13 protein-coding genes are annotated in these 18,806 nt (G+C 73.2%); 9 read left to right on the forward strand and 4 right to left on the reverse strand.

Features of this window, described 5'->3' with window-relative positions; all coding sequences use genetic code 11:
• Positions 1–33: 33 nt before the first annotated feature.
• Together ABZ444_RS11950 and ABZ444_RS11955 are read right to left on the reverse strand one after the other, a co-directional pair.
• Complete coding sequence (locus ABZ444_RS11950) at positions 34–1,767, reverse strand: MFS transporter (protein ID WP_357994942.1); 1,734 nt, start codon at positions 1,765–1,767, stop codon at positions 34–36.
• A 131-nt stretch (positions 1,768–1,898) separates the two neighbouring features.
• Positions 1,899–2,201 (reverse strand): 4a-hydroxytetrahydrobiopterin dehydratase, encoded by a 303-nt coding sequence (locus tag ABZ444_RS11955; RefSeq protein ID WP_357994943.1) that lies wholly within the window; start codon positions 2,199–2,201, stop codon positions 1,899–1,901.
• A 363-nt stretch (positions 2,202–2,564) separates the two neighbouring features.
• On the opposite strand from ABZ444_RS11955, the gene ABZ444_RS11960 reads away from it, so the two are divergent.
• From ABZ444_RS11960 to ABZ444_RS11990, 7 genes are all read left to right on the forward strand, one after another.
• A complete protein-coding gene (locus ABZ444_RS11960; RefSeq protein ID WP_357994944.1) occupies positions 2,565–3,671 on the forward strand; it encodes an FAD-binding oxidoreductase in 1,107 nt (368 codons plus the stop codon).
• 70 nt (positions 3,672–3,741) lie between these two features.
• Positions 3,742–6,780: an amino acid adenylation domain-containing protein gene (locus ABZ444_RS11965; protein WP_357994945.1), complete on the forward strand. Its 3,039-nt coding sequence runs from the start codon at positions 3,742–3,744 to the stop codon at positions 6,778–6,780.
• A gap of 16 nt (positions 6,781–6,796) precedes the next feature.
• Complete coding sequence (locus ABZ444_RS11970) at positions 6,797–7,780, forward strand: aldo/keto reductase (RefSeq protein WP_357994946.1); 984 nt, start codon at positions 6,797–6,799, stop codon at positions 7,778–7,780.
• On the forward strand, positions 7,777–8,499 hold the full coding sequence (locus ABZ444_RS11975) for a sulfotransferase family protein (RefSeq protein WP_357994947.1): 723 nt from the start codon (positions 7,777–7,779) through the stop codon (positions 8,497–8,499). The genes ABZ444_RS11970 and ABZ444_RS11975 overlap by 4 nt, the downstream gene beginning before the upstream one ends.
• A 9-nt stretch (positions 8,500–8,508) precedes the next feature.
• A complete protein-coding gene (locus tag ABZ444_RS11980; RefSeq protein ID WP_357994948.1) occupies positions 8,509–9,348 on the forward strand; it encodes a family 3 encapsulin nanocompartment shell protein in 840 nt (279 codons plus the stop codon).
• Positions 9,349–9,385: 37 nt separating this feature from the next.
• Positions 9,386–11,011, forward strand: coding sequence for an AMP-binding protein (locus ABZ444_RS11985; protein ID WP_357994949.1), 1,626 nt, complete (start codon positions 9,386–9,388; stop codon positions 11,009–11,011).
• A 1-nt stretch (position 11,012) separates the two neighbouring features.
• Positions 11,013–12,395 carry a DHA2 family efflux MFS transporter permease subunit gene (locus ABZ444_RS11990; protein WP_357994950.1) on the forward strand — a complete coding sequence of 461 codons (1,383 nt, stop codon included), beginning with the start codon at positions 11,013–11,015 and terminating at the stop codon, positions 12,393–12,395.
• Positions 12,396–12,424: 29 nt separating this feature from the next.
• On the opposite strand, the gene ABZ444_RS11995 is transcribed toward ABZ444_RS11990, so the two are convergent.
• Positions 12,425–13,033, reverse strand: a complete 609-nt coding sequence (locus ABZ444_RS11995) for a GntR family transcriptional regulator (RefSeq protein WP_357994951.1) — start codon at positions 13,031–13,033, stop codon at positions 12,425–12,427.
• A gap of 48 nt (positions 13,034–13,081) precedes the next feature.
• Here ABZ444_RS11995 and aceE point away from each other — a divergent pair, with 48 nt between their 5' ends.
• Both aceE and ABZ444_RS12005 read left to right on the forward strand, forming a co-directional pair.
• Positions 13,082–15,529, forward strand: a complete 2,448-nt coding sequence (aceE, locus tag ABZ444_RS12000) for a pyruvate dehydrogenase (acetyl-transferring), homodimeric type (RefSeq protein WP_357994952.1) — start codon at positions 13,082–13,084, stop codon at positions 15,527–15,529.
• Between the two features lie 103 nt (positions 15,530–15,632).
• A complete protein-coding gene (locus tag ABZ444_RS12005; RefSeq protein WP_357994953.1) occupies positions 15,633–16,988 on the forward strand; it encodes a HAMP domain-containing sensor histidine kinase in 1,356 nt (451 codons plus the stop codon).
• A gap of 28 nt (positions 16,989–17,016) precedes the next feature.
• Here ABZ444_RS12005 and ABZ444_RS12010 read toward each other — a convergent pair whose 3' ends face one another.
• A complete protein-coding gene (locus ABZ444_RS12010; RefSeq protein WP_357994954.1) occupies positions 17,017–18,624 on the reverse strand; it encodes a serine/threonine-protein kinase in 1,608 nt (535 codons plus the stop codon).
• Between the last annotated feature and the right edge of the window lie 182 nt (positions 18,625–18,806).

Here is an 18,806-nt window from a genome sequence, read left to right on the forward strand (position 1 = left end):
AATCATTATTTGCCGGACATGTGGATCTGCAGGTCAGCCCGCCTTGTCGTCGGCCAGGTTCTTGAGCCACACGCCGGCGCCCCGCATGAGCACGTCCAGCTCACGGCGGAGCTCGGCGTTCTCGCGGCGCAACCAGAGCAGCTCGTCCCGCTCCTCCAGGGAGAGCACGCCGGTCTCCACCGGCTGGGCCGGCCGCGGGTGGTGGCGGCCCTCCGGGGCGGGGTCGGGCGAGCGGAACGCGTCCTCCCAGGGGCCGAGGGCGGCGGACCGGGCGGCGTCGAGGGCCGCCGGAACCGGACCGGCCACCGGATCAGGGGCGGGAACGGGGACGGGCGCGGGGGTCTCGGCGGGCGCCGGGGCCGGCGCGGCGGCGGGCGTGGGCTTGGGCAGCGTCAGGGTGACCAGTGCGGCGGCCAGCGCCACGCCGCAGCCGATCAGCAGGGCGGTGCGGAAGCCGGTCTCCGAGGGCAGCGTGTGGCCGCCGACCGTCACGGTGAGCTGGGCCAGGACGACGCCGACCACGGCGGCGCAGACCGAGGTGCCGATGGAGCGCATCAGGGTGTTGAAGCTGTTGGCGGAGGCGGTCTCGCTCCTCGGCACCGCGCCCATGATGAGGGCGGGCATCGCGCCGTACGCCAGGCCGACCCCGGCGCTGCCGACGCAACCGGCGATCATCAGGCCCCAGCTCCAGCCCATCAGGCCGAGCGCGGCGCCGTAACCGGCCGCGATGACCAGCGCGCCGACGAACAGGCTGGTCTTGGGCCCGCGGGCGGCCGACAGCCGGGCGCCGAGCGAGGAGACCGCCATCATCATCAGCCCGGACGGCGCCATCCAGAGCCCGGCGGCCAGCATCGACTGGCCCAGGCCGTAGCCGAGCGCCGCGGGCAGCTGCAGGATCTGCATGAGGACCAGCGACTGGGCGTACATGGCGAAGCCGACGAGGATCGAGGCCGCGTTGGTGAGCAGCACCTGGGGGCGGGCGGTGGTGCGCAGGTCCACGAGGGGGTCGCGGACGCGCAGCTCCCACAGCGCCCACAGCAGGGCCAGCACCACCGCGCCGCCGAGCAGCCCGAGGGTGGTGCCGCTCGACCAGCCCCAGTCGCCGCCCTTCGACACGCCGAGCAGCAGGCAGACCAGCGCCGCGCCCAGGCCGAGCGCGCCGACCAGGTCGAGCCGGCCCCGGACGGCGGCGGTGGGCGTGGCCGGGACCAGCAGCCAGATCAGCACCGCGACCAGCACGCTCAGCGCGGCCGAGCCCCAGAACAGCACCCGCCAGTCGGCGTACTCGGCGACCGCGGCCGAGATCGGCAGCCCGAGCGCGCCACCGATGCCCATGGACGAGCTCATCAGCGCGATGGCCGGGCCGACGCGCTGGGGCGGCAGCAGGTCGCGCAACGCGCTGACGCCGAGCGGGATCATGCCGACGCCCAGCCCCTGGAGGCCGCGTCCGGCGATCATGGGGATCAGGGAGCCGGACAGCGCGCACACCACCGACCCGGCGATGAGCGGCAACGAGCAGACGAGCATCATGGTGCGCTTGCCGTAGAGGTCGCCGAGCTTACCGATCACGGGGGTGGCGACCGCGCCGACCAGCAGCGTCACGGTGATCACCCATGACGTGTCGGCGGCACCGGCGTGCAGCAGCCGCGGCAGCTCGCCGATGAGCGGCACCACCAGCGTCTGCATGAGCGAGCCGACGATGCCGGCCACCGCGAGCACGCTGACGATCCCGCCGCCGGAGCGCGGGCTGGGCGCGGAATGCACCATTTATCCCCCTATTGTCCGAATGCACCCTACACAGGATGTGCCCCCTACACAACCTGTGCGTCCTGCACATCGGACCGGTCACGGAGGGGTGCCGCGCGGCGAACTCCGTCGCGACGCGGGCCGCCGGAAGGTCAGCCGCGGTCGCGGGCGCCGCCGTCGAGGACCTGGTCGATGTGGGCGGCGAGCTCGACGTCGCGCTCGGTGACCCCACCGGCCTCACCGGTCGAGAGCCGGAAGCGGATGCCCTCCGCCGTGCGCTCGATCCCGGCCTGGTGCCCCAGCGTGGCGCCCTCGTTGTGCACCGCCTCGCTCAGCCAGCCGTAGTTGTCCGGCGTGATCGGCACATCCTTCACCAGGGCGTCGCCGTCCCGCCGCCAGCCCTCCAGCGCCACCAGGGCGGTGTCGATGTCCTCGTCGGTCAGGCGCTCGGCCATGTTGCCCCCAAAGTCGTCGGCTTCCCGAGCCTCGGCTACCACCGATGGGCCGCTTCACACCCGGCCGCCGTCCCGTCGCGCCTGGCGGCGCCGGGTTTCGGACGCCTGCTGCGCGCGCTCAGCGACCGGATCTGACACTCGGAGCGCACGCCTGCGCCGTTTCTGACATAGGGGTTGACGCCGCCGGGACGCCCGGACACCGCCGCCGAGCCTGTGACAGGCGGGTAATCGCAAGATCGTTTATATAAATGCTTGAATTACAGCATTTACCACCTGACTTACTACCTATTTCGGACAAGTCATTTCTGTCAGGACGTACAAACTGTTTGCCGAAACACGGTGAAATGTGATCAGTTTACGGACGTGAGAGATTTTCTCATTGTCGGGGGCGGCGTCGCGGGCGCCTGCGCGGGGTTCCTCCTCGCCGGGTCAGGCACCGTGACCCTGCTCGAAGCCGAGCAGGTCACCGGCCACCACTCGACCGGACGGTCGGCGGCGCTCTTCTCGGAGTACTTCGGCAACCGGGCCGTCCGGGCTCTCACGGCGGCGAGCAGGCACTTCCTCGCCGCGCCACCGCCGGGTTTCGCCGACGTCCCGCTGCTGAGCCCGCGCGGCGTGCTCGCGCTGTGCCCGCACGGCGGCGAGAAGCTGTTCGACGAGGTGCTGCACGAAGGGCGGCGGGCCCCGACACCGGCCGTGGAGATCGACCCCGCCGAGGCCCCGGCACACTGCCCGATCCTGCGTCCTGGCCGGTTCAGCAGGGCGATGCTCAAGCCCGGCGCGATGGACATCGATGTCGACGCCCTCCACCAGGGCTTCCTGCGCGGCATCAGGGCCCGGGGCGGCCAGGTGGTCACCTCCGCCCGGGTCCGGGCGCTGTCGCGCACCGGCGGCGTCTGGCGGGCGGTCACCGACGCGGGCGAGCACGCCGCGCCGACCGTGGTCAACGCGGCCGGGGCGTGGGCCGACGAGGTCGCCGGGCTGGCCGGGGTGCGGCCGGTGGGGCTGCGCCCGCTGCGCAGGACCGCGTTCCTGGTGGACCTGCCCGAGGGGACGGACGCCCGGCCCTGGCCGATGGTCACCGACGTGGCGGACACGTTCTACTTCAAGCCCGAGTCCGGGCGGCTGCTGGTCTCCCCCGCCGACGCCACGCCCGTCCCGCCCTGTGACGCCCGCCCCGACGACCTGGACGTCGCCGTCGGCGTGCGGCGCGTCCAGGAGGCCACGACGCTGGAGATCCGCAGCGTCCGGCACGCCTGGGCGGGGCTGCGCAGCGAGGTGGCCGACGGGACGCCGGTGATCGGGCCGGCACCCGACGTGCCGGGATTCGTCTGGCTGGCCGCCCTGGGCGGCTACGGGGTCCAGACGTCGCCCGAGGCGGGCCGGATCGCCGCCGCCGCGGCGATCGACGGGGCCGCCGACCCGGCGTACGCGCCGGGCCGGCTCTGGAACGACTTGGAACGCCTATGAGGAAGGCGACGGGGGCGTGTGGGGCAAGGGGGCCGGTCGCCGTTCGTACATTCCTGACAGAGAGGTGGAGATGACCGGCAACACCCGCGGCTTCACCGGCCGGGCGGTCGACTTCGGCCCGTTCCGTCCCGTCCCGGCGTTGATCGAGGAGCAGACCGACCGGTGCCCCGAGCGGCCGGCGGTCACCTATGACGGCAGGACCCTCACCTACAGGCAACTGGACGACCTGGTCAACGGCCTGGCGGCGACGCTGGCCGGGCACGGCGTGGGCAAGGGCGACGTGGTCGCGGCCCTGCTGGTCAACTCGCTGGAGCTACCGGTCGCGTACCTGGCGCTGATGAAGCTGGGCGCGGCGTTCGTGCCGCTCGACCCGTCGTGGCCGGTCGAGCGGGTGCGCGACACGCTGGACGTGCTGCCGGACGGGCCGATCCTGTGCGCGGGCGGCGAGCCGTTGCCGCCGGGCGCGGCCGATCGGGCGGTCACCGTCGGGATCGACACGATCGTCCCGACCTCCGAACGCCCGGCGGTCGACCTGGGCCCGGACGACCTGGCGTACGGCTACTTCACCTCCGGCACCACCGGCACGCCCAAGTGCGCGATGAACCGGCACGGCGGCCTGGCCAACCGGCTGCGCTTCATGACCCGCTACTTCGCCGCGACCGGCGACGACGTCGTGCTGCAGAACAGCAGGCACACCTCCGACTCCGCGCTGTGGCAGCTGTTCTGGCCGCTGACCACCGGCGGGCGCACCGTGCTGCCCGTGCAGGGCGACTTCCTCAACCTCCGGCACACCATCGACCTGATCGCCCGGTACGGCATCACCACCGCCGACTTCGTCTCCAGCGTCTTCAACGCCCTGGTCGCCATCGTGGACGGCGACGCCGCCGCCCTGCGCGCGCTGTCGTCCCTGCGCCGGCTCGTCGTCGGCAGCGAGGCGGTCAGCCCGCGCGCGGTGCACCGCCTGATGGCCCTGCTGCCCGGCCTCGACCTGACCAACGGCTACGGCCCGACCGAGGCGTCGATCGGGATGGTCTTCCACCGGGTGTCGGCGGCCGACGGCGACGCGGTCCCGCTGGGCCGCCCGATCGACAACTGCTACGCGGTCGTGGTGGACGACGACCTGCGCCCGGTCCCGCCCGGCACGACCGGCGAGATCGCGATCGGCGGCGTCTGCCTGGGCGCGGGCTATCTGGGCGACCCGGCCGGGACGGCCAGGGCGTTCGTCGGCAACCCGTTCCCGGAGGAGATCCCGGGCGAGCGCCTCTACCTCACGGGCGACCTCGGCCACCTGGACGACGACGGCCGCCTGTTCTTCGCCGGCCGCAAGGACTTCCAGGTCAAGATCCACGGCGTGCGCATCGAGCTGGGCGAGATCGCCGCGGCGGCCCAGCGCTGCCCCGGCGTGCTGCAGGCCGAGGTCCTGGTGGCCGAGCAGGCGGGCGTCAAGGCGCTGGCGCTGTTCGCCGCCGGCCGGGGCCTGACCGAGGCCGCGCTGGCCGCCGAGCTGCGCCGCACGCTGCCGCGGACCAGCGTCCCCCGCTACTTCTTCCCGCTGGCCGAGATGCCGCTGCACGACAACGGCAAGGTGGACCGCGGCCGGCTCCAGGAGATCCTCGACGGCCGGCTGGCCGAGGACACCGCGCTGCTGGCCGAGAGCGCGCCGACCGCGTGCCTGGGCGACCAGGTGCTGCGGGCGATGCGCTCGGCGCTGGGCTGGCCGGGCCTGACCGCCGAGACGCACTTCGCCGAGTCGGGCGGCGACTCCATCCAGGCCCTGTCCGTGGTCCACATGATCACCGCCGAGACCGGCGTGCGCGTGGACGTCAAGGACCTGTACGACCACCCGACGGCCGGCGCGCTGGCCCTGCTGATCGAGCGGCGGCGGCAGGACCACGAGGCCATCGAGGAGGAGTCGGTGCTGATGGCGCGCGACTCCGTGGTGCCCGACGGGGAGCCCGTCCGGCGGGCGTCCAGGCCGGAGCGGCTGCGTACGGTGCTGGTCACCGGGGCCACCGGGTTCGTCGGCAGCCGCCTGGTGCACGAGTTGCTGGGCCGCGGCGGGCTGCGGGTGTGCTGCCTGGCGCGGGCCGCCGACGACGAGGCGGCCACGGCCCGGGTCGTGGCGGCGCTCGCCGAGCGGGGGTTGTGGGAGCCGCGCTTCGCCGACCGGCTGGAGGGCTACGCGGGCGACCTGGCCTTACCCGGCCTCGGGCTGGACGGCTCCACCTGGGAGCATCTGGCCCGAGCCTGCGACCTGGTGCTGCACAACGGCGCGATGGTGAACTTCCTGTTCGACTACCGCGCCCACCGTCAGGCCAACGTGCGCGGCACGATCGAGCTGGTGCGGCTGGCGATGGCCCACCATCCGGTGCCGCTGCACTACGTCTCGACGCTGGGCGCCCTGCAGACGGAGGCGCTCCACAGGGGCGAGCGCGTCCCGGAGGACTGCGACCCGGCGCTGGCCAGGCCGCCGGGCGGCGGCTACAGCCGGTCCAAGTGGATCGCCGAGCGCTACCTGGCCGAGGCCCGGCGCCGGGGCGCGCTGGTGACCGTGCTGCGGCTGGGCGAGATCATGCCGAGCGCCGACAACGGCTATCCGAACCCGGTCGCCTTCACCCACCTGCTGCTGTCGGCGTTCCTGCGGCTCGGCGTGCGTCCCGACGTCGCCACGCGCACCGACTACACCCCGGTCGACTACGTCGCCGCGCGGGTCGGGGCGGCCGTGGCCGACCCCGAGGTCTGGGGCCGTACGCTGCACGTCTTCCGCGCCGAGAGCGTCAGCATCGACGACGTGCCGGCGCGGGCGGGCGTGCCGGTCACGCCGATCCCGTGCGGCGACTTCGCGCGGCTCGTCCGCGAGACCGGCCGGGCGAGCGGGGACCGCGAGCTGATCACGCTCGCCTCGCTGCTGCCCGTCGCCGGGGACGAGGAGGAGCTGCGCCGGGCGTTCGGCGGGCTGCTCACCGACAACCCCGCGCTGTTCCGCAAGGACGAGTGCCACAGGCTCGAACAGCGATGGCGGCTCGGCGAGGGCACCCTCGACGGCCCGATCGCCGCCTACCACGCCCGGCTGGCGGCCACGGCCGGGCAGCGGGTGCCCACCGGTTGATCAGGAAAGGTCTGGAATGCGCTACCGCAAGATGGGAAACCTCGGCTGGGAGGTCAGCGAGGTCGGATACGGCATGTGGGGCATCGGCGGCGGCCCCGGCGGCTTCACCGGCTGGGACTACGACGTCGCCCCCCGGTGCCTCGACGAGGCCGTCGAACTGGGCTGCACCTTCTTCGACACCGCCTGGGTCTACGGCCGCGGCGTCAGCGAGCAGCTGCTCGGCGCGCTGTTGCGCCGCCACTCCGGCCACCGGCTGTACGTGGCCACGAAGATCCCGCCGAAGAACCGCGAATGGCCCCCTGGACCGGACGACACCCTCGACGACGCCTACCCAGGCGAGCACATCCGCGAGTACACCCACCGCAGCCTGGACAACCTGGGCGTCTCGCGCATCGACCTCATGCAGTTCCACACCTGGGAGGACCGCTGGGCCCGTGACGAGCGGTGGCAGGAGGCGATCAGGGACCTCAAGAGCGAGGGCCTGATCGACGCGGTCGGCATCAGCGTCAACCGGTGGGAGCCGGCCAACTGCCTCGCCGCGCTCGACACCGGCCTGATCGACGTCATCCAGGTGATCTACAACATCTTCGACCAGGCGCCCGAGGACGAGCTGTTCGACCGGGCGCTGCGCGAGGGCGTGGGCATCATCGCCCGCGTGCCGTTCGACGAGGGCACCCTCACCGGCACACTGACCGCGGACAGCACGTGGCCGCCGGAGGACTGGCGCAGCACGTACTTCGGGCCGGAGAACCTGGGGCCGAGTGTCGAGCGGGCCGAACGGCTCAAGGCGGCGCTCCCGGAGGGGCTCTCGCTGCCGGAGGTCGCGCTGCGGTTCGTGCTGCACCACCCGGCGGTCAGCACGGTGATCCCGGGGATGCGCAGGCCGGCGCACGTGCGGGCCAACCTCGGCGTCTCCGACGGGCGGCCGCTCGACCCCGGCCTGCTGAGCGAGCTGCGGCGGCACCGCTGGGACCGGGTGCCGGCGTGGTGGTCGGGGTGAGCCGGCCGCTGGTCGCCATGTGGGCGCACTCGCGCTCGGCCTCGACCGCGTTCCTGCGCATGATGATCGAGCGGGGCGACGTGGCCGTGCTGCACGAGCCGTTCCTGGCGCTGACCGAGGAGGGCTCGCTGACGCTGCCGTCGCCGGACGGCGGCCAGGTGACGGCCCGCTCGGAGAAGGACCTGCTGGTGCGGCTGGCCGAGCTGGCGCGGGCGCGGCCGGTGTTCGTCAAAGAGGTGCTCGACTACGAGTACCCGCACCTGTTCAAGCATCCGGAGGACCTGGCGGGGGTCGTCCACACGTTCATCGTGCGCGACCCGCGGCCGACCATCGCCTCGCACTACGCGATCAAGCCGGCGGTGACCTGCGACGAGATCGGCTACGAGCGGCTGTTCCTGCTGCACGAGCTGGTCCGGGAGGCCACCGGCCGGCGGCCGCTGGTGATCCGCACCGAACGGCTGATCCGCGAGCCGGCGGCGGTCGTCGAGGAGTTCTGCGCCTACACCGGCCTGCCCTTCCTGCCCGGCTCGCTCACCTGGGCCGCCGGTGACCGCCCGGAGTGGGGACGGACCCGCCGCTGGCACCTGGACGCGAGCGGCAGCGCCGGGTTCGAGGACCGCCGCAACGTCTACGCCGCGACCGTGGACAACCATCCCGCCCTGCGGGCCTTCTACGACCACCATCTCCCCTTCTACCAGCGCCTCGTCCAGGACGAATAGGGAGTATCCATGTCAGAGTCACCGGGCCGGCTGTTCGCGCGGGCCTACGCCGAGGACCCCGGCCACGCGGAAGTGACCTTCGACTACACCATCACCGAGGCGCACGAGCCGACCAAGGACCGGCCCCGCCTGACCGTGCGCAACCTGCTCAGGGTCGTCCCCGTCGAGGGCGACCGGGCCCGGTTCTGGACGGAGTCGCCGCCCGGCGAGGAGGAGCGGCGGACGGTTCGCGACTCGGACGTGCGGCGCGAGGCGGCCTTCAGGTTCGGCATGTCGGAGGCCAAGGTGCATCCGATCCAGGCGTGGGTGCAGATCCCCGACGGCCTGGCCGCGGACCCGGACGCCCTGGCCACCTTCCTCGACTACCGCCTGCTGGTACGGCTGGCCACGGCCGAGAACCTGGCCCTGACCACCGCCCTGCTCGGCCATCCGGAGATCGCCCGCCTGCCGTACGACGACTACGTCCACGGCGTGCTGTCGGCCTGCGACGAGGTCGAGCAGTCGGGCGCGACCCCGCACGCGATGATCGTCAACCCGCGCGACTACTACCACCGGCTGATCGGCCGGGGCGGGCTGCTGGCCGAGCTGGCCGAGGGCAACGGCATGAAGGTCAGCCGCAACCGGTGGGTCGCCCCCGGGGACGCCCTGGTCGGCGACATCTCCGTGGCGGCCAGGCTGCTGGACGCGCGCCGCTCGGTGATCAGGGTGGCCGAGCCGCCGCCCGGCACGTTCGCCCGGCCCGGCGTGGCCGTCTGCGCGGAGGTGTACGAGGGCGTCGCGGTGCATCTGCCGGGGCTGTTCTACCTGGTCACCCCCGCCGGGGAAAACACAGTATTTCCCACTTCTTAGCAATCGAGTAGAACGAGAACGACGAAAGGCGGTGACCGTGCCGGACACGAGCCAGGAATACCGGCGCAACGGTTGGTGGCGCGACGAGACCTTTCTGGACGACTTACGCCGCAACACAACTGCGTCTCCCGACAAGGCAGCACTGATCAGCCGGCGCGTCGCCGACGGTGTCACCGACGTCGTCACGTACGCCGAGCTGGCCGCGATGACCGACCGCATCGCGCACGGCCTGGTCCGGCTGGGCGTGCGGCCGGGCGACTTCGTCGCCATCCAGCTCCCCAACCGCAGGGAGACGCTGCCCCTCGCGCTGGCGTGCATGAAGGTCGGCGCGCGCATCGCCCCGCAGATGCCCATCTACCGGCACCGCGAGCTGGACTTCATGATCCGGCTGACCGAGGCGAAGCTGTTCGTCACCACGAGCCGGATCGGCCACCTGGACACGGCGGAGACGGGGATGACCCTGGCGCGGGAGATCCCGAGCCTGGAGCACGTGATCGTCGTCGGGGGCGGCGGGCCGCCCGGCTCGCTCGACTTCGACGAGCTGCTGCTCACCCCGGAACCGGGCGACCCGGCCGACATCGAGGGCCGCGAGCTGGGCCCCGACGACCCGTTCCTCATCCTGTTCACCTCGGGCACGACCGGCGAGCCCAAGGGCGCGCTGCACAGCCAGAACACCCTGTACGCCGACATCAAGGGCTACGGGGAGGCGTTCGGGCTGGACCCGAGCCTGGTCATCATGACGGCACAGACGTCGATGCACTACGTGGGCCTGGTGATGGCGTACCTGACGGCGCTGACGCTGGGCGGCACCGCGGTCACGGCCGACGCCTGGGACGCCGGCGTCTACCTCGACCTGATGTCCGACCACGACGTCACCATGTACTACGGCTCGCCGCCGTTCGCCCGGGAGATCAGCGAGGAGCAGGCGGCCCGGCCGCGCAAGCTGCCCAGCCTGAGCGTCTTCGTCTCCGGCTCGGCCCCCGTCCCGCCGCACCTGGTGGAACGGGTCACCGAGACGCTGGGCGTGCGCGTGTACGCGCTGTGGGGCATGACCGAGAACGGCGGCGTCACCATGACCCGCCCGCAGGACCCGCCCGAGCGGGCCGGCGAGAGCGACGGCACGGTCATCTCCGGCATGGAGGTGCGCATCGTCGACGAGGAGAACAGGCCGGTCGAGAAGGGCGAGATCGGCGCGCTCCAGGTACGCGGCGCGGCCCAGTGCCTCGGCTACTACCTGCGCGACGAGATCTACGCCAGGTCGATCACCCCGGACGGCTGGTTCGACACCGGCGACCTGGCCCGCGACGACGGCTACGGCGGCGTGCGCATCTCCGGCAGGACCAAGGACGTCATCATCGCCAACATGTGCCTCAAGCTGCCGGTCAGCGACATCGAGGCGCTGCTCGGCCGGCATCCGGCGATCCGCGACATCGCCCTCATCGGCATCCCGGACCCGGCGCTGGTCGAGCTGGTGTGCGCCGTCGTCACGCCGTCGGGCGAGCCGCCCACGCTGGAGGAGTTGCGCGCCTACCTCAAGGAGGCCGGCGTCAACGACTGGTTCTGGCCCGAGCGCCTGGAGATCGTCGAGGAGATGCCGCGGACCGTCACCGGCAAGATCCGCAAGGTCGAGCTGCGGGAGCGGTTCGGCGCGGCGTCGGACTGAGGTGGCCGGTTCACGGGCGCTCCCGCTCGCCGTCCTGTGCGGGAGCGCCTTCCTCGGCGCGATCGACGTGCAGCTGGCGAACATCGCCTTCCCCGACATCCTGCGCAGCTTCCCGGGCAGCAGCCTGCCCGAGCTGTCGTGGGTGTTCAACGGCTACGCGATCGTGTTCACCGCGGCGCTGCTGCCGGCGGGCGGCCTGGCCGACCGGTTCGGCGCGCGGCGGGTGTTCCTGACCGGGCTGGCGGTGTTCGTGGTCGGCGCCGCCCTGTGCGCGGTGGCGCCGTCGGCCGGCGCGCTGATCGCCGCCCGGGTCGTGCAGGGCGTGGGCGGCGGGGTGATCACGCCGCTGACGCTCGCGCTGATCCTGCCGTACTACCCGCCGGAACGCCGGGGCACGGCGATCGGGCTGTGGAGCGCGGCGCAGTCGGTGGCGACGGCGTCGGGGCCCTCGCTCGGCGGCATGCTGGTCGGCGTCTGGGACTGGCGGACGGTGTTCTTCCTGCACCTGCCGGTCGGGGCGGCCGTGCTGGCGGGCGCCTGGCGGATCGTGCCCAAGGGGGCGGGCGAGGCGGCCACGTCCAGGCTGCCGGACATCGCCGGGCTGCTGCTGCTGGTGGGGGCCATCGGGCTGCCCTCGCTGGCGATCGTGCAGAGCGACGCGTGGGGGCCGGGCAGCCCCGCCACGATCGCGGCGCTGGTCGCGGGCGTCGTCGTGGCCGTGCTGTTCGTCCGGCGGGCGCGCACGCATCCCGCTCCGATCGTGGACCTGGGCGCGCTGCGGGCGCGCGGCACGCAGCGGGCCAACCTCGCGATGTTCCTGGTCGGGCTGGTGATGTTCGCGCTGCCGCTGGCCAACATCCTGTTCCTGACCGGGATCTGGGGGTACTCCGTGGCCGCCGCGGGGCTCGCCGTCACGCCGGGGGCGCTCGCCCAGGTGCTGACCGCGCCGCTCGCCGGGCGGCTGGCCGCCAGGACCGGCCATCGCCTGCTCGCCCTGTGCGGGGTGGCGCTGCTGGCGTCGTCCACGGCGTACCTGGCATTCGTGACGGGGGGCGAGCCGGCGTACCCGACGGTGGTGCTGCCCGCCGTGGTGCTGTCGGGGGTCGCGGTGGCCGTGCTGATCACGTCGCTGAGCGGCGCGGCGGTGGCCGAGATCCCGCCCGCGCGGCTGGCCACCGGCACCGCCCTGTCGGTGACCTCGCGGGCCGTCGGGGCCGTCATCGGCGTCTCGGCGCTGGTGCTGGTGCTGTCGGGCGACCGGCTCGGGGCGGTCGGGGCGTACCAGGGGGTGTGGCTGACGATGCTGGGCCTGTGCGCGCTGGTCGCCGTCGCCGCCGCCGGCCTGCGCGCCCCGCGGGCCGAGCCCGCCGCGCGGCGCGCCTGACCGGCGTACGCCTTCAAGGGCCGGTCGAGTCAGTCGGGCGCGTAGGCCAGGACGTGGTCGTGGAGCAGGCGGCCGACCTGCGGGTCGTCCCGCTCGAACGCCTCCACCAGAGGTTCGTGGTCGGCCGCGTTCTCGTGCGGCCGCATCCTGAACAGCCGGATCGACACGTGCGTCCAGACCTCGACGCCGAGCGACTCCCACACCGACACCAGCAGCGCGTTGCCCGAGGCCGCCACGATCTCCCGGTGGAAGGCGACGCCGTGGCGCACCTGGTCGTCCAGGGAGCCGGCGGCCGCGGCGGCGTGCAGGCGGGCCACGTGGGCGCGCAGCGCCGCCGCCGGAGGCCGGCCGAGGCGGGTGGCGGTCTCCTCCAGGCCGGCCCGGACCTGGTAGACCTCGCGCAGGTCGTCGAGGGTGAAGCCGCGGACCCGGGCGCCGCGGTTGGGCGCCGACTCGACCAGCCGGAGCGCCTCCAGCTCGCGCAGCGCCTCGCGTACGGGGGCCTGGCTGACCTGGAGCTCGGCGGCCAGGCGGCGTTCGACGATGCGCTCGCCGGGCTCCCAGCGGCCGCTGATCAGGCCGTCGAGCAGCACTTTCCTGATCTCCTCACGCAACGGCGGCCGCACCACGGGCTCCACAGATAATCCTTTCATCGGATGATCGATCATATGGTGTTTAATGGAAGAATGGAGAAAGATCTGGATCCCCAGGAGACCGCCGAATGGCTCGAATCGCTTGAGGCGGTCCGGCGGGCGGCCGGTCCTGATCGGGCCGATTACCTGCTGCGCAGGCTCGCCACGAGCACGCGCTATCTCAACACGGTGCCCACCGCCGAGGAGCCCGCCTACCCCGGCGACCTGGAGCTCGAAGAACGCGTCGCGGCCTACGACCGGTGGAACGCCGCCGTCATGGTCAGCCGGGGCAGCAAGCTCGGCCTCGGCGGCCACCTGGCCACCTACGCCTCGGCCGCCTGGCTGTACGAGGTCGGCTTCAACCACTTCTTCCACGGCACGGACGACCAGGTCTTCTTCCAGGGGCACGCCTCGCCCGGCATCTACGCGCGGGCGTTCCTCGAAGGGCGTCTGAGCGAGCAGCAGCTCGACCTGTTCCGGCGCGAGACGCAGGGCGGGCTGCCGTCGTACCCGCATCCCCGGGCGATGTCGGGCTTCTGGCAGTTCCCGACCGTGTCGATGGGCATCGGCCCGCTCAACGCGGTCTACCAGGCGCGCTTCAACCGCTACCTGCACAACCGCGGCATCAAGGACACCTCGCACAGCCATGTCTGGGCCTTCCTGGGCGACGGCGAGATGGACGAGCCGGAGTCCACGGCGGCGCTGACGCTGGCCGCCAGGGAGGGGCTGGACAACCTCACCTTCGTGATCAACTGTAACCTCCAGCGGCTCGACGGCCCGGTACGCGGCAACACCCGGATCGTGCAGGAGCTGGAGAGCGTCTTCAGGGGCGCGGGCTGGCACGTCGTCAAGGCGCTGTGGGGCGCAGAGTGGGACGGCCTGCTCGGCTCCGACGAGCTCGTGGCCAGGCTCGGCGAGGTGCCGGACGGCCAGTTCCAGACGTTCGCCGCCGCCGACGGCGCCTACATCAGGCAGCACCTGTTCCAGGGGCTCGACGTGCCGTACTCCGACGACGACCTGCGGCGCATCGTCGGCGGCTCGCGGGCCGGGCACGAGCCGCGCAAGGTGTACGCCGCCTACCACCGGGCGCTCCAGAACCGGGGCGCGCCCACGGTGGTCCTCGTCCAGACGGTCAAGGGCTGGACGCTGGGCGCGGGCGTCGAGGCGCGCAACGCCAACCACCAGATGAAGAAGCTCACCCTCGACGAGTTCCGCGTCATGCGCGACCGGCTCGGCCTGCCCGTCCCCGACTCGGCGCTGGCCGGTGAGCTGCCGCCGTACCTGCATCCGGGGGCCGGCTCGGCCGAGGCCAGGTACGTCGCCGAGCGCCGCCGGGAGCTGGGCGGCCCGATCCCCCACCGCACGGTCGCCGGCCGGCCGCTGCCGCAGCCGGGCGAGCGGCCGTTCGCGGCCCTGGCCAAGGGCTCGACGCAGCAGGTGGCCACCACGATGGCGTTCGTCCGGCTGGTCAAGGACCTGATGAAGGAGCCGGAGACCGGGCGGCGCTGGGTGCCGATCGTGCCCGACGAGGCCAGGACGTTCGGCATGGAGTCGCTGTTCCCCACGGCGAAGATCTACTCGCCGCTCGGCCAGCGGTACGAGTCCGTCGACCGGGAGCTGCTGCTGGCGTACAAGGAGGCGGTGGACGGGCAGATCCTCATCGAGGGCATCACCGAGGCCGGGTCGATGGCCTCCTTCACCGCGGCGGCCACCAGCTACGCCACCCACGGCGAGCCGATGGTGCCGTTCTACATCTTCTACTCGATGTTCGGCTGGCAGCGGACCGGCGACCAGATGTGGGCCCTGGCCGACCAGCTCGGCCGCGGCTTCCTGCTCGGCGCGACCGCCGGCCGCACCACCATGACGGGCGAGGGCCTGCAGCACGCCGACGGCCACTCCCAGCTCCTGGCCTCGGCCAACCCCGCCTGCCTGGCCTACGACCCGGCCTTCGCCTACGAGGTCGGCGTCATCGTCCGCGACGGGCTCAGGCGCATGTACGGCGAGGCCGCCGAGGACGTGTTCTACTACCTGACCCTCTACAACGAGCCGCTGCCCCAGCCCGCGATGCCCGAGGGCGTCGAGGAGGGCATCGTCAAGGGCATCTACCGCTACTCCGCCGGCGGCGGCGCCGCGCACCTGCTGGCCAGCGGCACCGCGATCCACTGGGCGCTGGAGGCCCAGCGGCTGCTGGCCGAGGAGTACGGGCTGGGCGTGGACGTCTGGTCGGTCACCTCGTGGAGCGAGCTGCGGCGCGAGGCCATGTCGGCGACCGGGGTGCCGTACCTGCGGCAGGCGCTGGCCGGGACCGAGGGGCCGGTGATCGCGGTCAGCGACTGGATGCGGGCCGTGCCCGACCAGATCAGGCCGTGGATCGACCGGCCGTGGACCTCGCTCGGCACCGACGGGTTCGGGCTCTCCGACACCCGGGAGGCCGTGCGCAGGCACTTCGGGGTCGACCCGCGGTCGATCGCGGACGCGGTGCTGAAGGCGGTGGAGGAGTAGCAGCGGGGGTGACTCGTCCCGGCGTAACCGTATTTATCGAGGAATCTCCCTAAGTTAGGGCCTGGCGCACCAGCCGTGTTCTGCTGATCCCGGGGGGAGACGGGTGAGAACACGGTTGCGCCGGTCGCTGCGTACGCGGCTGGCACTGCTCGCCGGCATCGCCATGTTGCTGCTGAACGTCGTCGTCAGCGGCTTCGTCATGTTCGGCATCCACGACGACGTCGCCGACGTGCGCGCCAGCGACGTGTCCGGGCGAGCCCTGCGCGTGCTCCTCATGGTCAAGCGCAACCAGCTGCCCCAGGTGCTGGAACCCCTCGGCCTCGACGGCATCCAGGTCGTCGACCCGGCCGGACGGGCCGTCGCCTGGACGCCCAACCTGGCCGACGCCCCCCGCCAGACGGCCCACATCCCCCGCGACCAGGCCAACTACGTCAGCAGGAGCTGCGACCTGCCGGCCTTTCCCCACCGGTGCGAGCTCGTGGTCGCCCTGCGCGCCTTCCAGCCCGAGGGCACCTGGATCATCTACGCCTTCGACCCCGCGGTCCCCTGGTACGTCAGCCCGCAGGTGGTGCTGTTCCAGATCGTGGTGTCGGCGCTGCTGGTCGGGCTGACCTTCTTCGGGGTGTCGCGGGTCGTGGCCAGGACGCTCGCCCCCGTCAGCAGCATCACCAAGCGGCTCGCCGAGATCACCGCGGACGGCGGCGGCCTGCGGGTGCCCGTCCCGGACACCGACGACGAGATCAGAGCCCTGGCCGAGACCGCCAACCAGACGCTGGAACGGCTGGAGACGGCGCGGGCGCGTCTGGAGGCCGCGATGGAGCAGCAGCGCAGGTTCGCCGGGGACGCCTCGCACGACCTGCGCAGCCCGATCACCGCCATGCGCGCGCAGATCGAGGAGGCCATGCTGCATCCGGAGGAGACCGACTGGCGGGAGACCAGCACCCAGGTGCTGGCCAGCCTCGACCGGCTGCAGGCCATCGTCACCGACCTGCTCACGCTGACCAAGCTGGACGCCGGGGCCCCGAGCGAGCGTGAGCCGGTGGACCTGGGCGAGCTGGTCGCCGCCGAGACCGCCAGACCGCGGGCCAAGCGCGTGGTCACCGGCCCGGACCAGGGCGTGGTCGTCATGGGCGACCGGCTGCAGCTCACCCGTCTGCTGACGAACCTGCTGGACAACGCCGAGCGGCACGCCGAGACGCAGGTCACCGTGACGGTCCGGGAGGAGGACGACCGGGCCGTGCTGGAGGTCCTGGACGACGGCGGAGGCATCGCACCGGCCCAGCGCGAGCTCGTCTTCCAGCGCTTCACCCGCCTGGACGACTCCCGCAACCGCGACGCCGGCGGCACCGGCCTCGGGCTGCCGATCGCCCGCGAGATCGCGACCGCGCACCACGGCACGCTGATCATCGAGGACTCCCCCAAGGGCGCCCGCTTCGTCCTCCGCCTCCCCCTCGCCTGACGCCCTCCGCAGAGGGGGCGCGGGGTTCCTAGTGTTTGGTGTGGCCGCGGGCGAGGCCCTTGCCGTGCTTGGCCTTGGCGCCCTGATGGCCGACCTTGCGGCCCTTGCCGGAAGTGGCGGCGGAAGTGGCGCCCGACCGGGCGCCGGTCACGGCGGGCGGCTGGGCCGGTGGCTGCGCGAGGGGCTGGGCGGGCGGACGGCGGCGGGAGCCGCTCTGCTCGGCCGCGCGGTCCGAAGCGCCCTCCGAGGTGCGCTCCCGCGAGGCGGCGACGGCGTGCATGATGCCCGCGTGCTCGGGGGCCTGGTTCGGCGCCGGGTCGGCGTAGGAGGGGGTGCGCGGGGTGGCGGGCCGGCCGACGTCGCCGTCCCAGGACGTCGTGAGCAGCACGCTGGTGACGAGCGCGGCCAGGGCGGTGAGCTGCCGCCAGCGCTGCGGCCTGCTCGGCTGCGGGATCGACACCGAGAACGGCAGCAGCTCGCGGTGCGCGCGCAGCCCTCGCGCGGCGTCGGGCATGGTCCGGCGCACCGCGTGGTTCCGCTCGCTGGTCCTGCGTCCCGCGCGGTCCCACCCCGGGATCCGCCGCCTGCCGTCCGGCCGGGCCCCGGCGACGGCGCGCGCGGCGGGAACGGCTTCCGAGCCCGGGGCCTCGGACGGGATGTCGGCGCGCGCGGCGGGGACGGGGGCCGGGGCGGGGAGGGAGACCTCCGGGGCCGGGGTGGGCGGGAAGAGGGTGGGAGGCAGGAGGTCGCCGGTGTGGGGCAGGGAGGCGGCCAGGGGGATGGCGGCGGTGTCGTGGGGTTCCTCGTCGCGCAGCGCGGCCACCCGGGTCAGGCGCCGCCGGGCCTCCTCGCCGTCGATCCGGCGGGCGGGGTCCTTCACCAGGAGGCCGGCGATGACCGGCGCGAGCGGCCCGGCCAGGTGGAACGGCGCGGGCTCGGAGGTGAGCACCGCGGTCAGGGCCGCCAGGTGGCCGCTGTGCGGGAACGGCGACTGGCCCTCGACGGCCGCGTACAGGGTGGCGCCGAGGGACCACAGGTCGGCCTGCGGGGTCGCGTGGCCGCCGCGCAGGCGTTCCGGGGCGATGTACGCGGGCGTGCCCACCACCATGCCCGACTGGGTGATGTTGGCCTGGTCGTCGAGGGTGGTGGCCAGGCCGAAGTCGGTGAGCAGGGCGTGCCGGTCGCCGTTCAGCAGGATGTTGCCGGGCTTGACGTCGCGGTGCACGATGCCGTCGGCGTGCGCCGCGCTCAGCGCCTCCAGCACCTGCAGCCCGAGGCGCGCGGCGTCGGGCGGGGACAGCGGCCCGCGTTCGGCGATCACGTCGGCGAGGCTGCGCGAGGGCACGAGCTGGAGCACGATCCACGGCCGCTCGTCGGCCACCACCACGTCGTAGACGGCGGCGATGTGCGGGTGGCTCAGCCGGGCGGCCAGCCGCGCCTCCCGCATCGTCCGCCCGAGCAGCCGCTCCCGCTCGGCCCCCAGCGTGTGCCCGAGAGTGACCTCCTTGACCGCGACCTGCCGGTCGAGCAGCTCGTCGTGGGCCCGCCAGACCCGGCCCATGCCACCGCGGCCCAGTTCGGACAGCAGCCGGTAGCGTCCGGCCAGCAACCAGCCCGCACAGTGCGAAAGTGACATGACGCCCTGCCTACCCGATCATCCCGCCCTCATGCAACGGCCGCACAGGCTTCGAGTCGATCCTGTGAGGAGGGCGGGCGCGGGGTCACCCGTTCGTGGGGAAGCCGAGGTTCACGCCGCCGTGGGACGGGTCCAGCCAACGCGAGGTCACGACCTTGCCCCGCGTGTAGAAATGCACCCCC

It is taken from the genome of Nonomuraea sp. NPDC005730 (assembly GCF_040630865.1).
Taxonomy (GTDB): Bacteria; Actinomycetota; Actinomycetes; order Streptosporangiales; family Streptosporangiaceae; genus Nonomuraea.

What these genes read in the sequence shown, in the direction of transcription:
- ABZ444_RS11955 (WP_357994943.1), bottom strand. Translation starts at nt 2,201, where the DNA reads ATGGCCGAGCGCCTGACCGACGAGGACATCGACACCGCCCTGGTGGCG.
- ABZ444_RS11980 (WP_357994948.1), top strand. Translation starts at nt 8,509, where the DNA reads ATGTCAGAGTCACCGGGCCGGCTGTTCGCGCGGGCCTACGCCGAGGAC.
- ABZ444_RS11950 (WP_357994942.1), bottom strand. Translation starts at nt 1,767, where the DNA reads ATGGTGCATTCCGCGCCCAGCCCGCGCTCCGGCGGCGGGATCGTCAGC.
- ABZ444_RS11970 (WP_357994946.1), top strand. Translation starts at nt 6,797, where the DNA reads ATGCGCTACCGCAAGATGGGAAACCTCGGCTGGGAGGTCAGCGAGGTC.
- aceE (WP_357994952.1), top strand. Translation starts at nt 13,082, where the DNA reads ATGGAGAAAGATCTGGATCCCCAGGAGACCGCCGAATGGCTCGAATCG.
- ABZ444_RS12010 (WP_357994954.1), bottom strand. Translation starts at nt 18,624, where the DNA reads ATGTCACTTTCGCACTGTGCGGGCTGGTTGCTGGCCGGACGCTACCGG.
- ABZ444_RS11965 (WP_357994945.1), top strand. Translation starts at nt 3,742, where the DNA reads ATGACCGGCAACACCCGCGGCTTCACCGGCCGGGCGGTCGACTTCGGC.